Genomic DNA, 15,595 nt, shown 5'->3' with positions numbered 1-15,595 from the left:
CTGGCTGCACACTCGACGCTATCCGGCGTCATAGCGCCACCCAGCTGACTCGAAAAGGGCCGTAATTGGCCGACTTACGAGTATCGTCACAATCTCCGATCGTCAGTGTTTCCGGCTGGGAGGACAATGATGTCGTTTCTGATCGCCGCACCAAGCCTTTTGACTTCAGCCGCGGCGGATGCCGCAGGTATCGGATCCTCGCTCGTCGCAGCGAATCTGGCGGCATTGGCACCGACCAGCACGCTGATCGCAGCCGCCGGTGACGAGGTGTCGGCGGCGATCGCCTCGCTGTTTTCCGGCCACGGCGAGGCCTACGAGGCTGCCAGCCGGCAGGCGGCCGCCTTCCACGAGCAATTCGTGCAGGCACTAGGCAATGCCAGCAAGGCGTATGCGACCGCCGAGGCGATCAATGCCGGTCCGTTGCAGCCACTCGTCGACCCCATTCTGGGTGCGATCAACGCGCCGACGAACCTGCTGCTGGGACGGCCGCTCATCGGCGACGGGTTCAACGGCGTGAACGGCACCGGCCAAGCCGGCGGGGACGGCGGGATCCTGTGGGGCAATGGCGGCCGGGGCGGGTCAGGAATTGCGGGCGGGACGGGCGGACGCGGGGGCAACGCCGGCTTCTTCGGCAACGGCGGTGCCGGCGGTACCGGTGGCCTGCGCGGCGGAGCCGGCGGCGCCGGCGGCACCGGCGGTTTGTTCTGGGGCAACGGCGGGGCCGGCGGTACCGGCGGTCTCGGCGGCAACCTGTACGGCGGCGCCGGAACCGTCGCCGGCGGGGCCGGGGGAGCCGGCGGCAGGCCGTTCTTGTTCGGTGCCCCGGGCGCAACCGGCAACGCCGGAGCAACCGTCGACACGATCACCTTCGTGACGGAAGCCCAGTTCGCCGAGTGGGCGCTGGCCACACCGGACGGGAATTTCCTGCTGATCGGCACCGACGGCACGAATCTGAGCAGAATCCTGGCTGATCCCACTGGGACCCCGAACTTCCATCTGTTCATGGAGCAGAGCACCACCTCGGCGTCGACGATCGTCGGACACACCAGCGTGTCCAACCCGTCGTGGACGACCATCCAGACCGGTGTGTGGAGCGAGACGGCCGGCGTCACCAACAACGTCTTCACCCCGTGGACGTACGACAACTGGCCGACCGTCTACAACCAACTCGAGGGCGCTTACGGCGACGACATCAACACCACGGTCATCGGCAACTGGCCGGTCATCACCGACATCGCCGGCGCCGGGTCGCATCCTGCGGACAACGTCATCTTCGTCCCGCATGACGCCGCGAGCGACCCGTACTGGGCGGCGTCGCAAAACATGGTCGGCCAGGAAACCCAGGCCGCGATCATGCTCGCCGACCCCGACAAAGCGAATTTCATCTTCTCCTACTACGTAGGTGTCGACGAGATGGGGCATGCATTCGGAGGCGGCTCGCCGGAGTACGCGGCGGCCCTTCGAAACATGGACGCCAACCTCGGCCAACAAATTGCGGGTCAGCCGTTGGCGACAAGAGGCGTGCTGGGCGCGGTAGCCGACTGGGAGGCCATGTGGCAGCCCACCCACCCCGGCGAGGAATGGAACACCCTCATCGTCACCGACCACGGCCACACGGATACCAACATCGCCGGCATCGGTCACGGTTTCCAATCACCCGTGGAGACAGCAAGTTTCCTGATGTGGGATCAGGCCGGCAACAATATCCATGACGGCTGGATCAACAACTCGTGGCAGATCGTCAGTACGACGCCGACGATCATGGATACCTTCAGCCTTCCGACGCCGAGCTACATGCAGGGTGCGCCGCTGACGTCCCCGGTCTTCAACGGCACCTACTTCGATCCCGACGTCAACTTGTTCAATGTGCTCAACCAGACATTCGCCGCCCAGGGTTATCCCGATGTTCCGACCAACCTGATCCTGGACTCGCGCACGCTCGCGGCCTCGATTCCCTACTTCGTCTACGACCCGATCCAAAGCCTCGTCGACGCGGTACCGAGCTTCTTGCAGTTGCCGGTCTCATGGGTCGGTGCCGGCGTCTACCAGACCCTGAATATCCCCGCGCAGATCTTCGTCCGGTTCACCGGTGTGACCGGCAACCAGATCATCCCGCCGATCCTCAACCCGTTCGCGCCCTAGCAAGCGTCACGGTTTCGTCTCGGTGTGTCTACGAGGCGGTGACGCCGACAGTTTCTACCATCAGCATCGATGGTCACAAAAGAAACTCCAGTCTCAGCAGTCACATTGGCAACTTCGGTGGCGTGCCTGCTGGTGGCGCTCGCCGTCCTGCCCGGCTGTACCCCGCGGCCCGAAGGTCCCGGACCCGCCGCCGAGAAGTTCCTGGCCGCGCTGTCCGTCGGTGACACCGCGACCGCGGCGCAACTGAGCGACAGCCCCAACGACGCGCGCGAAGCGCTCAACGCGGCCTGGGCCGGCCTGCAGGCCACCCACCTGGACGCGCAGGTGCTGAGCTCGAAGTACGCCGAGGACACCGGCACGGTGGTGTACCGCTTCACCTGGCACCTGCCCAAGAACCGAACTTGGAGCTATGACGGCCAGCTGAAGATGGCCCGCGATGAGGGACGCTGGCAGGTGCGCTGGACCCCGACCGGCCTGCATCCCAGGCTCGGTGAGCACCAGACGTTCGCGTTGCGGGCCGACCAGCCCCGGCGCGCCTCGGTCAACGAGTTCGGCGGCACCGACGTGCTGGCGCCGGGCTACCTGTACAACTACTCACTGGACGCCACCCAAGCCGGGGCTGAATTGATCGCAACGTCCCACGCCGTCATCGAGGCGCTACACCCGTTCAACGACCAACTCAACGACCCGCAACTGCTTGCCGAAATGGCCAGCTCCGCAACCCAACCCGTCGATCTGGTCACGCTGCTGCCCGACGACAGCAACCGCGTCTTCCCGGCGATCGGCAGACTGCCCGGCGTCATCGTCACACCGCGGCCCGAGCTGTTGCCCACCGATCCGAACTTCGCGCCCGCGGTGATGAGCCAGGTGAAAAAGGCGGTGGTCGACCAACTCGACGGGCAGGCGGGGTGGCGGATCGTTACCACCAACCAGAACGGGGTCGACGTCGCGGTGCTGCACGAAGTCGAGGGCACACCGGCGCCCTCGGTCTCCATCACGCTGGACCGCGCGGTGCAGAACGCCGCACAGCATGCCGTGGACACCCGCGGCGGCAAAGCCATGCTGGTCGTGATCAAACCGTCGACCGGTGAGATCCTGGCCATCGCGCAGAACGCGGGTGCGAACGCCGATGGCCTGCTCGCCACCACCGGCCTCTATCCGCCGGGGTCCACCTTCAAGATGATCACCGCCGGTGCGGCCGTGGAGCGTGACATGGCCACCCCGAACACCATGCTCGGATGTCCCGGCCACCTGGACATCGGGCACCGCACCATCCCCAACTACGGCGGCTTCGATCTTGGCGTGGTGCCCCTGTCGCGGGCCTTCGCCAGTTCCTGCAACACCACCTTCGCCGAACTGAGCAGCAAGTTGCCGCCGCGCGGCCTGACCCAGGCCGCCAACCGCTACGGCATCGGGCTGGACTATCAGGTCGAGGGCATCACCACGGTGACCGGCTCGGTGCCGCCCACGGTGGACCTGACCGAGCGCACCGAGGACGGCTTCGGGCAGGGCCGGGTGCTGGCCAGCCCGTTCGGCATGGCTTTGGTCGCGGCCACGGTCGCGGCCGGGAAGACTCCCGTCCCGCAGCTGATCGCCGGTCGGCCCACCACCGTCTCCGGCGACAACACCCCGATCAGCCCGAAGATGGTCGAAGCGTTGCGGCCGATGATGCGCCTGGTTGTGACCAACGGCACCGCCAAGGAGATCGCCGGCTGCGGGGAGATCTACGGCAAGACCGGCGAGGCCGAGTTCGCGGGCGGATCACATTCCTGGTTCGCCGGATACCGCGGTGACCTGGCGTTTGCGGCGCTCATCGTCGGGGGCGGCAGCTCGGAATACGCGGTCCGGATGACCAAAGTGATGTTCGACTCGCTGGCGCCTGGCTACCTCGCCTGACAAACGCTGCTAGCGGCCGCGCGCCGCCTAGGGCCCGAAGGCGCTCGCCAGGGTCTGGTCGAACGTCTTGATCCGCGTGACACCGCGACGCTGGCAGCATGCCAGGTGAAGCAGATCGCGCGCGCCGAGACCGCGGTGGCGGGTGTGCAGTATTCGAGCGTGCAGGATGTCGGCCATCTCGACGGGCCAGATTTCCGCTAGCTCCCGTGCCAATGTCAATGCCGAATCCAGCGTCGAGATCCGGCCCACCGGCAGGTACGCGTGCAGCAATTCCTGGGCGACCTCCGCTGAGGTGACAAGCCGCTCCTTGTGTTCCACGCTGTGCACAAGGAACTCGCGGGCGGGCGTTCGCAGTGGGTGATCGCGACCCACCGCATACATGAAGACGTTGGTGTCGATCGAAAATCACGACGTCGTGAGGCCGCGACGGCGGGACTCGGCCATCACCTGCAGATGCGTCTCCCAATCAGGTTCTGTTCCTGCGTCTTCGGATTGCGACGCGAAGAACTCAAGCAGGTCCCGGGCGGTACGAATGGGACGTTCCCGTTGGGCCTCGAGTTGCTTGAGTCCCGCTTGTCGCAGCCAGTTGCTGAGGGACATCTGCTGCGCCGCGGCTTGCTGGCGGAAGGCTTCCCGCTCTTCCTCGGACAGAATCACCTGAACTCGCCTACTCATGTGTATGTAGATACACATGCATCGGACCAAGCGTGCAGACAGCAGTCGAGAACCACGCGCCGACGAGGGCTTTGCTGCAACGAAGCTACGTCCGCCGGTAAGTTACGTGTGGTGGGCGAATCATCGCCAGTAGTCGAGCAGTGGAAAAGGCGATGACGGAATCCGGCGGGGACATGGCAGTGCGGGTGTCGGATGCTGACCGCAACGGCACCATGCGGCGGCTGCACAACGCTTTGGCGCTCGGGCTGATCGACCTTGACGAATTCGAGCAGCGCTCGACGCAGGTGTCTTTTGCGCGCACCCGCAACGAGCTGGACAGTCTGGTCGGTGACCTGCCCGGCCCGGGCGCGATCGTCACCTCGGCCACCGATCGGGTGGAGTTGCGCGGCTGGGCCGGCTCGCTCAAGCGCCACGGCGAATGGACCGTGCCCACCCGGTTGTCGCTGGTGCGCCGGTTCGGCAACATCGACCTCGATCTCACCAAGGCGCGCTTCGCCGGTCCCGTCGTCGTGATCGAGATCGACATGAAGTTCGGCAACCTCGACCTGCGGTTGCCCGACGGTGCGAGTGCCTCGATCGACAACGTGGAAGCCTATGTCGGTAGCGCGACCGACCGTCGCAAAGATCCGCCGGCCGAAGGCAACCCGCACGTCGTCCTGAGCGGTCAGTTGGTGTTCGGGTCGGTGATCATCCGGGGTCCCCGCCGCCGGACGTTGCTGCGCCGGCCTCGGTTCTGACCGCCGCTCGCCGAGATTGAAAGGCTGCAGACGAACTCTTCGAGTGCGGGCCTGCAGAGGTGCAATCTCGATGCGTGCGCCGAACTCGGTGCCGCGCCGGGCCCAGCCGCACACCGCTAAGCTGTGTCCCATGCCTGCTCGCACCGCGCTTGCCCCCGGTGTGCTGTCGTCCACGTTGCCGGTGCCCAAGTGGATCGCGCGCCCGGAATACGTCGGCAAGGCCACCGCCAAAGAGGGCACCGAGCCTTGGGTCCAGGAACCCGAGGTCATCGAAAACATGCGCGTCGCGGGGCGGATCGCGGCGCAGGCGCTGCAGGAAGCCGGCAAGGCCGTCGCGCCCGGTGTTACCACCGACTATCTGGACCGCATCGCGCACGACTACATGGTCGACCACGGCGCCTACCCGTCCACGTTGGGCTACAAGGGTTTTCCGAAATCGTGCTGCACATCGCTCAACGAGGTCATCTGCCACGGCATCCCGGATTCGACGGTGATCGAGGACGGCGACATCGTCAACATCGACGTCACCGCATACATCAACGGGGTGCACGGCGACACCAACGCGACCTTTCTGGCCGGTGACGTCGCCGAGGAACACCGCTTGCTCGTCGAGCGCACGCACGAGGCGACGATGCGCGCGATCAAAGCCGTCAAGCCCGGCCGGGCGCTGTCGGTGGTCGGCCGGGTCATCGAGGCATACGCAAATCGGTTCGGGTACAACGTAGTTCGCGACTTCACCGGTCACGGCATCGGCACCACGTTCCACAACGGGCTGGTGGTCCTGCATTACGACCAGCCGGCCGTCAGCACCGTCTTGCAACCCGGGATGACGTTCACCATCGAGCCGATGATCAACCTCGGCGCGCTGGATTACGAGATCTGGGACGACGGCTGGACGGTCGTCACCAGAGACCGCAAGTGGACAGCGCAGTTCGAGCACACCCTGCTGGTCACCGACACCGGCGCCGAGATCCTCACGCTGCCGTAACACGTCGACGAACAGCCGGCAGCAAACCGGTCGCCATGAAGACGGTCGAGCCGATCGTTGGCGGCGCCGGACGCACCTCTTCGACCGGAATCGTCCCGGGTGCTCATGGCCCCGGTTTCGGGTAATTTGCGGGGGGTGCCCACGATGATGACCACGCTCGATGGATTCCCCGTGCCAGTGGGCGTGTCCGGTCCGGACAACGGCACCGTCGTGGTCATACTGGCCGCCGAGCAGCGTGCCCCCTCGGCCTACGACGCCGTGTGCGAGCGCCTGCACAACGCGTCGTTGCGCACCGTCGTCATCGGCGCCGACCCGCGGCTGACAGCCAAGTCGGTGATCGGCATTCTCGACTCGTTGGGCATTGCGTGGGCGGTGGCGGTCGGCGACCGCGCCGGCGCCGAGCTGGCCTGGGAATTGGCGGCCACCAGGTTGGGCAGGTTCGCGGGGCTGGTCGCGATCGATCGCGTGCACCCGCGGGTGGCCGCTGCCGACGACGCTGACGAAATCTGTCCGCCGGTGGAGATTGCCACGACCGTGCTGGTGAGCACGCCGGCGATGCGCGACGCTGCCCGTGAGAGCCAGCGGTTCGTCTTCGGCGACTACCGGGTGGTGGAGTTGCTGGGCCGGCGCAGCGCGAGCGAGTCGACCGCGCAGTTGGCCACCGAGATCATCTTGCGCACCAGCGGCTGGTAGCGCGGCAGAGTGGTTGACTGGCGGGCATGACTGGGCACCTCTCGCCGTCCGACCTGGAACGACTGGTCGCAGCCGGCGACGTCGACACCGTCATCGTGGCCTTCACCGACATGCAGGGCCGGCTGGTGGGCAAACGGGTCGCGGGCCGGTTCTTCGTCGACGAGGTTGCCGGCCACGGCGCCGAATGCTGCAGTTATCTGCTGGCCGTGGATGTCGACGTCAACACCGTGGCGGGATACGCCATGTCGAACTGGGAAACCGGCTACGGCGACATGGTGATGACGCCGGACCTGTCCACGTTGCGGCTGGTGCCGTGGCTGCCCGCCACCGCGTTGGTGATCGCCGACTTGTCCTGGCTGGACGGCGGCCCGGTCGTGCAGTCGCCGCGTGCCATCCTGCGCCGCCAGCTCGAGCGCCTCGAGCGGCGTGGCTTGGTCGCCGATGCCGCCACCGAGTTGGAGTTCATCGTGTTCGACCAGTCCTACCGCCAGGCGTGGGCCGACGGCTACCGCCGCCTGACGCCGGCCAGCGACTACAACATCGACTACGCGATCATGGCCGGTTCGCGCATGGAACCACTGCTGCGCGACATCCGGCTGGGCATGCAGGGTGCGGGTCTGCAGATCGAGGCGATCAAAGGCGAGTGCAACAACGGCCAGCAGGAACTCGGCTTCCGCTACGCGGAGGCGCTGGTCACCTGCGACAACCACGCCGTCTACAAGAACGGCGCCAAGGAGATCGCCGACCAACACGCCAAGAGCCTGACGTTCATGGCCAAATACGATGAGCGCGAAGGCAATAGCTGTCACATCCACCTGTCGCTGCGCGACGCGGACGGCGCCTCGGCATTCTTCGATCCCGGCGCGCCGCGCGGCATGTCGGCGACGTTCCGCGGTTTCATCGCCGGGCTGCTGGCCACGGTGCGCGAGCTCACTTTGTTCTATGCGCCGAACATCAACTCCTACAAGCGTTTTGTCGACGGCAGCTTCGCCCCGACCGCGGTGGCGTGGGGATTGGACAACCGCACCTGCGCGCTGCGGGTGGTGGGGCACGAACGCAATATCCGAGTCGAATGCCGCGTCCCCGGCGGCGACGTCAACCAGTACCTCGCGGTGGCGGCGCTGATCGCGGGCGGCTTGTACGGTGTCGAGCAGGGCCTGGAACTCGGCGACCCGTACGCCGGAAACGCCTATCAGGCCGACGATGTCGAGCGGCTACCGTCCACCCTCGCCGAGGCGGCCGCGCTGTTCGGGGATTCGGCGGTGGCGCGGCAGGCATTCGGCGACGACGTGGTCGCGCACTACCTGAACAACGCGCGCGTGGAACTGGCGGCGTTCAACGCGGCGGTCACCGATTGGGAGAGGATGCGTGGTTTTGAGCGGCTCTAGGCCCCCGGTCGTGGGCCTGACCATGTACCGGGAGCAGGTACGCACCGGGGTCTGGGACATCCCCGCGGCCTATCTGCCGTCCGACTACTTCGAAGGCGTCGTGCAGGCCGGCGGTGTCCCGGTGCTGTTGCCTCCCCAGCCGGTGCGAAGCGACACCGTCGAGGCGCTGCTCGACAGTCTGGACGCTCTGGTCATCACCGGCGGTTACGACCTCGACCCCGCCACCTACGGCCAGCAACCCCACCCGAGCACCGATCAACCGCGTGCCGACCGCGACGCCTGGGAGTTTGCGTTGCTGCGGGCCGCGCTGGACCGGCGACTGCCGGTGCTCGGCATCTGCCGGGGCGCGCAGATCTTCAACGTCGCCTTCGCCGGCACCCTGCACCAACATCTGCCCGAGGTGCTGGGCCACTCCGGGCATCGTGCGGGCAACGGGATATTCAGCCGGCTGCCGGTGCGGACCGTGGCGGGCACCCGCGCGGCCGCGCTGCTGGGCGAAACCGCCGACGTGCCGTGCTATCACCATCAGGCCATCGACAAGGTCGGCGACGGACTGGTGGTCGGCGCGTGGGACGTCGACGGCGTGGTCGAGTCCGTCGAGCTACCCGGCGACGCGTTCGCGCTTGCGGTGCAATGGCATCCGGAGAAGGCGCTGGACGATCTGCGGCTGTTCACGGCCCTGGTGGACGCGGCGAGGGCCGGCCTATGACGGCCACCGACGTGGTCAACCCGGCCACCGAAGAGGTGTTGCGCACGGTCGAGCACGCCGACGCCGCTGCCGTCGACGACGCGGTGGGGCGGGCCCACGCTGCGCAGCGCCGCTGGGCGAAGTTGGCCCCGGCCGAGCGGGCCGCCGGCCTGCGTGCCTTCGCAGCCGTCGTCGACACCCACCGCGACGAACTCGCCGCCCTCGAAGTGGCCAACTCCGGACACCCGATCGGCTCGGCGGAATGGGAGGCCGGCAACGTCCGCGACGTGCTGCAGTATTACGCCGGCAGCCCGGAGCGCCTGTGCGGCAAGCAGATTCCGGTGGCCGGTGGGCTCGACGTCACCTTCAACGAGCCGATGGGCGTGATCGGGGTGATCACCCCCTGGAACTTTCCGATGGTGATCGCGACCTGGGGCATCGCGCCGGCCTTGGCCGCGGGCAACGCGGTCCTGGTCAAGCCCGCCGAGTGGACACCGCTGAGCACGATGCGACTCGCGGAGTTGGCGGTCGAGGCCGGGCTGGACCCGAACCTGCTGCAGGTGCTGCCCGGGCGGGGATCGGTGGTGGGGGAGCGCTTCGTCACCCATCCCGGGATCCGAAAGGTCGCATTCACCGGGTCCACCGGCGTCGGCAAGCAGGTGATGGCCGGTGCGGCGGCCGCGGTGAAGCGGGTGACCCTGGAACTGGGCGGCAAGAGCGCCAACATCGTCTTCGCCGACTGCGACCTGGAGCGCGCGGCCGCGACGGCGCCGGCCGGAGTCTTCGATAACGCGGGCCAGGATTGCTGCGCCCGCAGCCGGATCCTGGTGCAGCGCAGCGTCTACGACCGGTTCATGGAGTTGCTGGAGCCGGCCGTGCAGGCAGTGGTGGTCGGGGATCCCGGAGCGCGGGACACCGAGATGGGCCCGCTGGTCTCGGCGGCGCACCGGGACAAGGTGGCCTCCTACGTGCCCGACGACGCGCCCGTCGCCTTTCGGGGGACGGCACCACGCGGGCCCGGGTTCTGGTTCCCGCCAACGGTTCTCACCCCGCAGCGCACCGACCGCAGCGTCACCGACGAGATCTTCGGGCCGGTGGTCACGGTGTTGGCGTTCGACGACGAACACGACGCGGTGACACTGGCCAACGACACCGAATACGGTCTGTCCGGGTCGATCTGGACCGACGACCTGTCCCGCGCGCTGCGCGTGTCCCGGGCGGTGGAAGCGGGCAACCTGTCGGTGAACTCGCATTCCTCGGTGCGCTACAGCACCCCGTTCGGCGGGTTCAAACAGTCGGGCCTCGGTCGTGAGTTGGGGCCGGACGCGCCGCTGCAGTTCACCGAGACCAAGAACGTCTTCATCGCGATCAAGGAGAGCTGATGATCAACCTCACGCAGCGGCTTTCCGGCCGGGTGGCCGTCATCACCGGCGGCGGTAGCGGCATCGGCCTGGCCGCGGCCCGCCGCATGCACGCCGAGGGCGCCCAGATCGTGATCGGTGACATCGACACCGAAGCCGGCGGCGCGGCAGCAGAACAGCTCTCCGGTTTGTTCGTGCCCGTCGACGTTTCCGACGAAGACTCGGTGCACAAGCTGTTCGACGCCGCCGGGCACGCTTGCGGGGCGGTCGACATCGCGTTCAACAACGCCGGCATCTCACCGCCGGAGGACGACCTGATCGAGAACACCGAACTGGCGGCCTGGCAACACGTCCAGGACGTCAACCTCAAGTCGGTGTATCTGTGCTGTCGGGCGGCGTTGCGGCACATGGTGCCGGCCGGGAAGGGCGCCATCATCAACACGGCATCCTTTGTCGCGGTGCTGGGTTCGGCCACTTCGCAGATCTCCTACACCGCCTCCAAGGGCGGGGTGCTGGCCATGTCTCGGGAACTCGGCGTGCAGTACGCGCGGCAGGGTATCCGCGTCAACGCCCTGTGCCCGGGTCCGGTCAATACACCGCTGCTTCAAGAACTCTTCGCCAAGGATCCGGAACGGGCCGCGCGCCGTCTGGTGCACGTACCGCTGGGCCGATTCGCCGAGCCGGACGAAATCGCCGCCGCCGTGGCGTTTTTGGCCAGCGACGACGCGTCGTTCATCACGGCGTCCACATTCCTGGTCGACGGCGGCATCAGCTCGGCCTACGTGACACCGCTGTAGCGGCGTCAGGAGTAGACGAGCCTCGCGCAGACTGCCCGCCCGCCGATCGTCCGCAGTCGCCGCGCCGAAGCGCGGAAATCGACGCTGACCGGGCTCGGCGGTTCGATGTCGCTCCAAGCCGAGGGCACCGACAGACGGCCCACCCTTCGGCCACCGCCCCAGCGCGCGGTCACCGTCGTTCGGCCGGCCGCCGGTTTGCGCCCGACCGGACCGGATCCTCTGCCCAAAAAGTTCAGCAGGTGCATCGGGAACTTGACCGGCGCCCGCAACGAACCCAGCCGCGCCAGCGACGCCGACACCGACAGCAACGCCGCGTCGAATGCCGCCGACGGCGACGACGCGAGAGACTGCAGCACCTGCGGGAGAGCGGCGATCAATTGCGATCCGGCGGTCACGACTTCCGGGTCGCCGGCCACGCTTTGTTGGGCCGGCAGAGCGACCGCCAGCGGCGCCGACGTGAACGGCGTGACCCGGGCCGCCGTGGCAGCAGCGTCGGCGTAGCTGTACATCGCCGCAACGTCCTGGGCCCACATCTGTTCGTAGTCGGCGTCCATGGCAGCGATCGTCTCGGTGTCCTGACCCAGCGGATTCCCGTCAGCCACCGACCTGCGTTGGGAACGGTTGGCCGCGATCACCGCGGGAGGCACCACCGCGGCACGCGCATCTTCGTAGGCGCTCGCGGCCGCCATCGCATGCGCCGCCGCCTGCTCGCCCGTGGCGGCCGCGGCGGCCAGCCACCCCAGGTACGGCACCGCGGATTGGGTCATCGCGATCGCCGCGTGACCCTGCCATCCAGAGGTCAGCCGCGTCGTCACCGAGCGGAAGCCGTCCGCCGCTTCGTCCAACCCGTCCGCCAACCGGTTCCACGCCGTCGCGGCGGCCAACAGCGATCCCGGACCAGGACCGCAATACAGCCGCGCCGAGTTGACCTCCGGCGGAATCGCCCCGTAATCCACGGCTACCTCTCCCCAGCAGTCGGCCGCGACCGTCGGGAGACGCGCGCGACGCGGAGATCCACCTTCCCAACCTATCGCGACCAATTTAGGTCAGCCACACGAAAATAATTTGAGTTCGACTAGAACAGCTCTATCAGCGGAATCGCCATTTCCGCCGTGGTCGCCGCGCCGTGGAACCCGACGAGGCTAGCCGTTTCGGGAGGTTCGTGACCGCTCGCCAGAATCGCGGACTCGCCGGTGCAGACGACGACGACATCGCCGATCCTGGGTAGGTGTTCGGCGCTGACCGGGCCGAAGATCCCCGACGCGACGGCGTCGTCCCGGCTGCGCACTTCTGCTTGACCGGCCAGCACATCGGTCCAGATGGCCAGCACGTCTTCGGCGGCGCCCGGTTCGGTGTGCAGGTAGCGCACCCGCGGCTCACCGGCCACCACCCGCACACCCGCCGCCAGCCGGGGATCGGCGGCCATGTCGACGCGGGCGTCCGGCGGGACGTTGAGGCCGCCGTGGTCGGCGGTCACCAGCAGCGCGGCATCGTCGGGCAGCGACTCGACCACCCGGGTGAGCAGGGCGTCCACCCCGGCCGCGGCCTCGTGCCACTCGGCCGACCCGACCCCGAACACGTGCGCGGCGGTGTCCAGGTCGGCGGTGTACCCGTAGACCAGACCCGGGCCCGCGCGTAGCTCTTCGGCTACCCGTGCCGCGTAGTCGCCATCGGAGCGCGTCCCCACGAACTGCGCGCCCCGGTAGGCCGCCGCTGTCAGACCGCTGCCCAGGAACCACTCCGGCAGCACGGCGCGCGCGCTGACCCCGGCCCGCGTCAGCCGCTCGAACCACGTCGGCAGCGGCTGCCATTGCTGGTGCGGTGGGTCGTCGCGCCACCGGATGTGGCTGAGCACCCGGTCGGTGCCGGGCACGTTGACGGTGAAACCCAGCACGCCATGCCGGCCGGGCGGTGCGCCGGTGCCCAGCGACACCAGGCTGGTCGGCGTGGTGGACGGGAAGGTGCAGTCCAGGCGTCGCAGCCGCCCGGTGCCGCCGGCGAGCACCGAGGCCAGCAGCGGCGCGTCGTCGGCCAGGTCCGGCAACAGCTCCCAGCCCATCCCGTCGACCAGCACCACGCAGACGCGCTCAGGGACGCCGAGCGAGTCGGCCAGCGCCAGCGTGTCCGTCGCGTCCGGTGCCCCGAACAATGCCGCGACGCTGGGCAGCACGTCGCAGATCGAACCGGGCACGCGGTCAGTGTGGCACGAAATCAGCTGTGCGCGAGCCGAGGTGCTGTCAGCAGGCGACGCGCCGGTGACCCCCGCGTTGGCAATCACCGGTCCGGGACGCGACACTGAGGGGGTGACGACCCAAGCGGAAGGGTTGGACCCAGCGGTCACCGAACGGATCGGCGCGCTGCTGCGTGCGCGCGGGTTGCGGCGGATGGCGTCGCGGATCCAGGTGCTCGCGGTGCTCGAACCCGTCCGCGGACACCTGTCGGTGGCAGAGATCCACAACCGGCTGCCCGCCTGCCTGCCCGCGGGCATTCAGCCCCCCGATCTCGCCACCATCTACCGTACGGTGACCACCCTGGTCGATCAGGGCGTCCTGCACGGGCTGACCATGGACGACGGCGTCACCACCTACGGCATGGCCACCACACCGCACCACCACGCGGTGTGCACCAAGTGCGACGCGGTCATCGAAGTGCCCGCGCCCGAACTCAGTTCGGCGCTCGCGCACGCGATGGCGGCCAGCCGGTTCGCGTTGTCGGAGCAGGCCGGTCTGACGTTGCGCGGCTTGTGTCCGGCTTGCCAGGACAGCGTGCAGGACCATCTTGCGGGGGAGAGTGATCCGACCGACCCGCGGCCCACCGGCCGGCAGGTCACCCGGACGCGGCGTCGCTGACGTCCAGTCCCAGTAGCGCGTTCTCCACCACCTCCGGCAGCGCCGGGTGGATCCAGTACTGGCCGCGGGCCATCTGCCCGACGGTGAGCCCGAAGGTCATTCCCTGAATCAACGGCTGGATCAGTGCCGAAGCCTGATATCCCATGAAGTGCGCTCCCAGCAGCAGCCCGGTGCCGCGGTCGGCGATCAGCTTGACGATGCTGGTGGTGTCTTCCATCGCCCATCCGTAGGCGACGTCGCCGTACTCCTGGATCTTGACCGAGATGTCGTATCCCTCTGCCAGAGCCTGGTTTTCGGTCAAGCCCACACTGGCCAGCTGCGGATCGGTGAACACCGCCGACGGAACGAATCGGTGATCGGTGAGCGTCATCGACGCGGTGTCGTCCCAGTCGCACAGCAGGTTGCGCTGCACCACCCGCGCTTCGTGGTTGGCGACATGCTTGAGCTGGTGGGGCGAAGAAACATCACCGAGCGCGAAAACGTTACGCGCCGAGGTTCTTTGGTAGCAATCGACCACCACTCGGCCGTGTTCGAGCCGCACTCCGGCTTGTTCGGCGTCCAGCAGGTCGGCGTTGGACACCCGACCGGTGGCCACCAGCAGCGCGCCGGCTTCGATGGTGCTCCCGTCGTCCAGCTCGACGGTGACCCCGTCGTCCCGGTCTTCGACGCCGACGATGTTGCGCTGGGCGCGCAGCTCCCACTTGCTGGCCACGAGCCGGGTGAACTGTTCGCTGATCGCCTCGTCGGCGTGCCTGAGCATGGTGCCGCCGCGCAGGACGACGGTGACCTGGACCCCCATCGTGGCGAAGATGTGCGCGAATTCGGCTGCCACATAACCACTTCCGGCGATCACCAGATGTTCGGGCAGGGTGGGGATCCGCATGATCGTGTCACTGGTGTGGTACGTCGCGCCGCTGTCGCGGATGGCCGGCGGGACGGTCGGTCGCGAGCCCGCCGCGATCACCACCTGCTCGGCGGTGAATTCCGCACCGGCTTCGGTGCGCAACAGATAGCGGCCGTCGTCCTGCACCGGGCCGAAGCGGGTGTGCTGGCCGTAGACCTCGACGTTGGGCAGCGAGCGCCGGTAGGCCTCACCGCTGTTCGCGATCGGATCGATACGCCCGAAGACCCGCGAGACGATGTCGTCCCAGCGCACCCCGTCGACGTGTGCGTCGATGCCGTATTTCGCGGCCTCCCGGACGGCCTGGGCGACCTCGGCGGCGTAGACGAACATCTTGGTCGGGATGCAGCCGACGTTCAGGCAGGTACCGCCGAAGGTGCCCTGTTCGCAGATCGCCACCCGCTTGCTCGCATACCGTTCGTCGAGAATTGTGTTGCCCGAACCGGTTCCGATGATCGCGAGGTCGTAGCTTTCCATTCA

Annotated in this window: 15 protein-coding genes; 10 read left to right on the top strand and 5 right to left on the bottom strand. The window is 67.8% G+C overall.

Translation table 11 applies throughout. The features are described from left to right. Positions 1 to 129: 129 nt before the first annotated feature. Together AC5Y4D_RS12695 and AC5Y4D_RS12690 are read left to right on the top strand one after the other, a co-directional pair. Positions 130 to 2,142 (top strand): PE domain-containing protein, encoded by a 2,013-nt coding sequence (locus AC5Y4D_RS12695; RefSeq protein ID WP_500037312.1) that lies wholly within the window; start codon positions 130 to 132, stop codon positions 2,140 to 2,142. A 69-nt stretch (positions 2,143 to 2,211) separates the two neighbouring features. Further along, positions 2,212 to 4,038 (top strand): penicillin-binding transpeptidase domain-containing protein, encoded by a 1,827-nt coding sequence (locus tag AC5Y4D_RS12690; protein WP_500037311.1) that lies wholly within the window; start codon positions 2,212 to 2,214, stop codon positions 4,036 to 4,038. A 27-nt stretch (positions 4,039 to 4,065) separates the two neighbouring features. On the opposite strand, the gene AC5Y4D_RS12685 is transcribed toward AC5Y4D_RS12690, so the two are convergent. Beyond that, complete coding sequence (locus AC5Y4D_RS12685; protein ID WP_500037360.1) at positions 4,066 to 4,437, bottom strand: type II toxin-antitoxin system VapC family toxin; 372 nt, start codon at positions 4,435 to 4,437, stop codon at positions 4,066 to 4,068. A 6-nt stretch (positions 4,438 to 4,443) separates the two neighbouring features. Next, positions 4,444 to 4,713 (bottom strand): plasmid mobilization protein, encoded by a 270-nt coding sequence (locus AC5Y4D_RS12680; protein ID WP_500037310.1) that lies wholly within the window; start codon positions 4,711 to 4,713, stop codon positions 4,444 to 4,446. A 152-nt stretch (positions 4,714 to 4,865) separates the two neighbouring features. Between AC5Y4D_RS12680 and AC5Y4D_RS12675 the strand changes: the two genes are divergently transcribed. The 7 genes from AC5Y4D_RS12675 to AC5Y4D_RS12645 all read left to right on the top strand — a co-directional run bounded on the left by AC5Y4D_RS12675 (position 4,866) and on the right by AC5Y4D_RS12645 (position 11,365). Continuing rightward, a complete protein-coding gene (locus AC5Y4D_RS12675) occupies positions 4,866 to 5,450 on the top strand; it encodes a DUF1707 SHOCT-like domain-containing protein (RefSeq protein ID WP_500037309.1) in 585 nt (194 codons plus the stop codon). 130 nt (positions 5,451 to 5,580) lie between these two features. After that, the gene (gene map, locus AC5Y4D_RS12670) at positions 5,581 to 6,438 is read left to right on the top strand and encodes a type I methionyl aminopeptidase (RefSeq protein ID WP_500037308.1); all 858 of its coding nucleotides are present in this window, start codon (positions 5,581 to 5,583) and stop codon (positions 6,436 to 6,438) included. 144 nt (positions 6,439 to 6,582) lie between these two features. Further along, the gene (locus AC5Y4D_RS12665; protein ID WP_499942182.1) at positions 6,583 to 7,131 is read left to right on the top strand and encodes an alpha/beta hydrolase; all 549 of its coding nucleotides are present in this window, start codon (positions 6,583 to 6,585) and stop codon (positions 7,129 to 7,131) included. Between the two features lie 26 nt (positions 7,132 to 7,157). Continuing rightward, positions 7,158 to 8,519, top strand: a complete 1,362-nt coding sequence (locus AC5Y4D_RS12660) for a glutamine synthetase family protein (protein WP_499990549.1) — start codon at positions 7,158 to 7,160, stop codon at positions 8,517 to 8,519. Then, positions 8,485 to 9,228: a gamma-glutamyl-gamma-aminobutyrate hydrolase family protein gene (locus tag AC5Y4D_RS12655; protein WP_499990596.1), complete on the top strand. Its 744-nt coding sequence runs from the start codon at positions 8,485 to 8,487 to the stop codon at positions 9,226 to 9,228. The genes AC5Y4D_RS12660 and AC5Y4D_RS12655 overlap by 35 nt, the downstream gene beginning before the upstream one ends. Then, positions 9,225 to 10,589, top strand: a complete 1,365-nt coding sequence (locus AC5Y4D_RS12650; protein ID WP_499990548.1) for an aldehyde dehydrogenase family protein — start codon at positions 9,225 to 9,227, stop codon at positions 10,587 to 10,589. The genes AC5Y4D_RS12655 and AC5Y4D_RS12650 overlap by 4 nt, the downstream gene beginning before the upstream one ends. Continuing rightward, positions 10,589 to 11,365: a 3-oxoacyl-ACP reductase gene (locus tag AC5Y4D_RS12645; RefSeq protein WP_499990547.1), complete on the top strand. Its 777-nt coding sequence runs from the start codon at positions 10,589 to 10,591 to the stop codon at positions 11,363 to 11,365. The genes AC5Y4D_RS12650 and AC5Y4D_RS12645 overlap by 1 nt, the downstream gene beginning before the upstream one ends. A gap of 5 nt (positions 11,366 to 11,370) precedes the next feature. Here the strand turns inward: AC5Y4D_RS12645 and AC5Y4D_RS12640 are convergent, their stop codons facing one another. Both AC5Y4D_RS12640 and AC5Y4D_RS12635 read right to left on the bottom strand, forming a co-directional pair. After that, entirely contained in the window at positions 11,371 to 12,321 is a 951-nt protein-coding gene (locus AC5Y4D_RS12640; protein ID WP_499990546.1) for a PPE family protein, read from the bottom strand. Positions 12,322 to 12,440: 119 nt separating this feature from the next. After that, positions 12,441 to 13,556 (bottom strand): alkaline phosphatase family protein, encoded by a 1,116-nt coding sequence (locus AC5Y4D_RS12635; protein WP_499990545.1) that lies wholly within the window; start codon positions 13,554 to 13,556, stop codon positions 12,441 to 12,443. A 112-nt stretch (positions 13,557 to 13,668) separates the two neighbouring features. Between AC5Y4D_RS12635 and AC5Y4D_RS12630 the strand changes: the two genes are divergently transcribed. Continuing rightward, positions 13,669 to 14,214 carry a Fur family transcriptional regulator gene (locus AC5Y4D_RS12630; RefSeq protein WP_499942192.1) on the top strand — a complete coding sequence of 182 codons (546 nt, stop codon included), beginning with the start codon at positions 13,669 to 13,671 and terminating at the stop codon, positions 14,212 to 14,214. On the opposite strand, the gene mtr is transcribed toward AC5Y4D_RS12630, so the two are convergent. After that, positions 14,192 to 15,592 (bottom strand): mycothione reductase, encoded by a 1,401-nt coding sequence (gene mtr, locus AC5Y4D_RS12625; RefSeq protein WP_499990543.1) that lies wholly within the window; start codon positions 15,590 to 15,592, stop codon positions 14,192 to 14,194. The genes AC5Y4D_RS12630 and mtr overlap by 23 nt on opposite strands. Positions 15,593 to 15,595 lie beyond the last annotated feature (3 nt).

It is taken from the genome of Mycobacterium sp. NGS67 (assembly GCF_059812185.1).
This window is presented reverse-complemented; position numbering and strand designations above follow the sequence as displayed.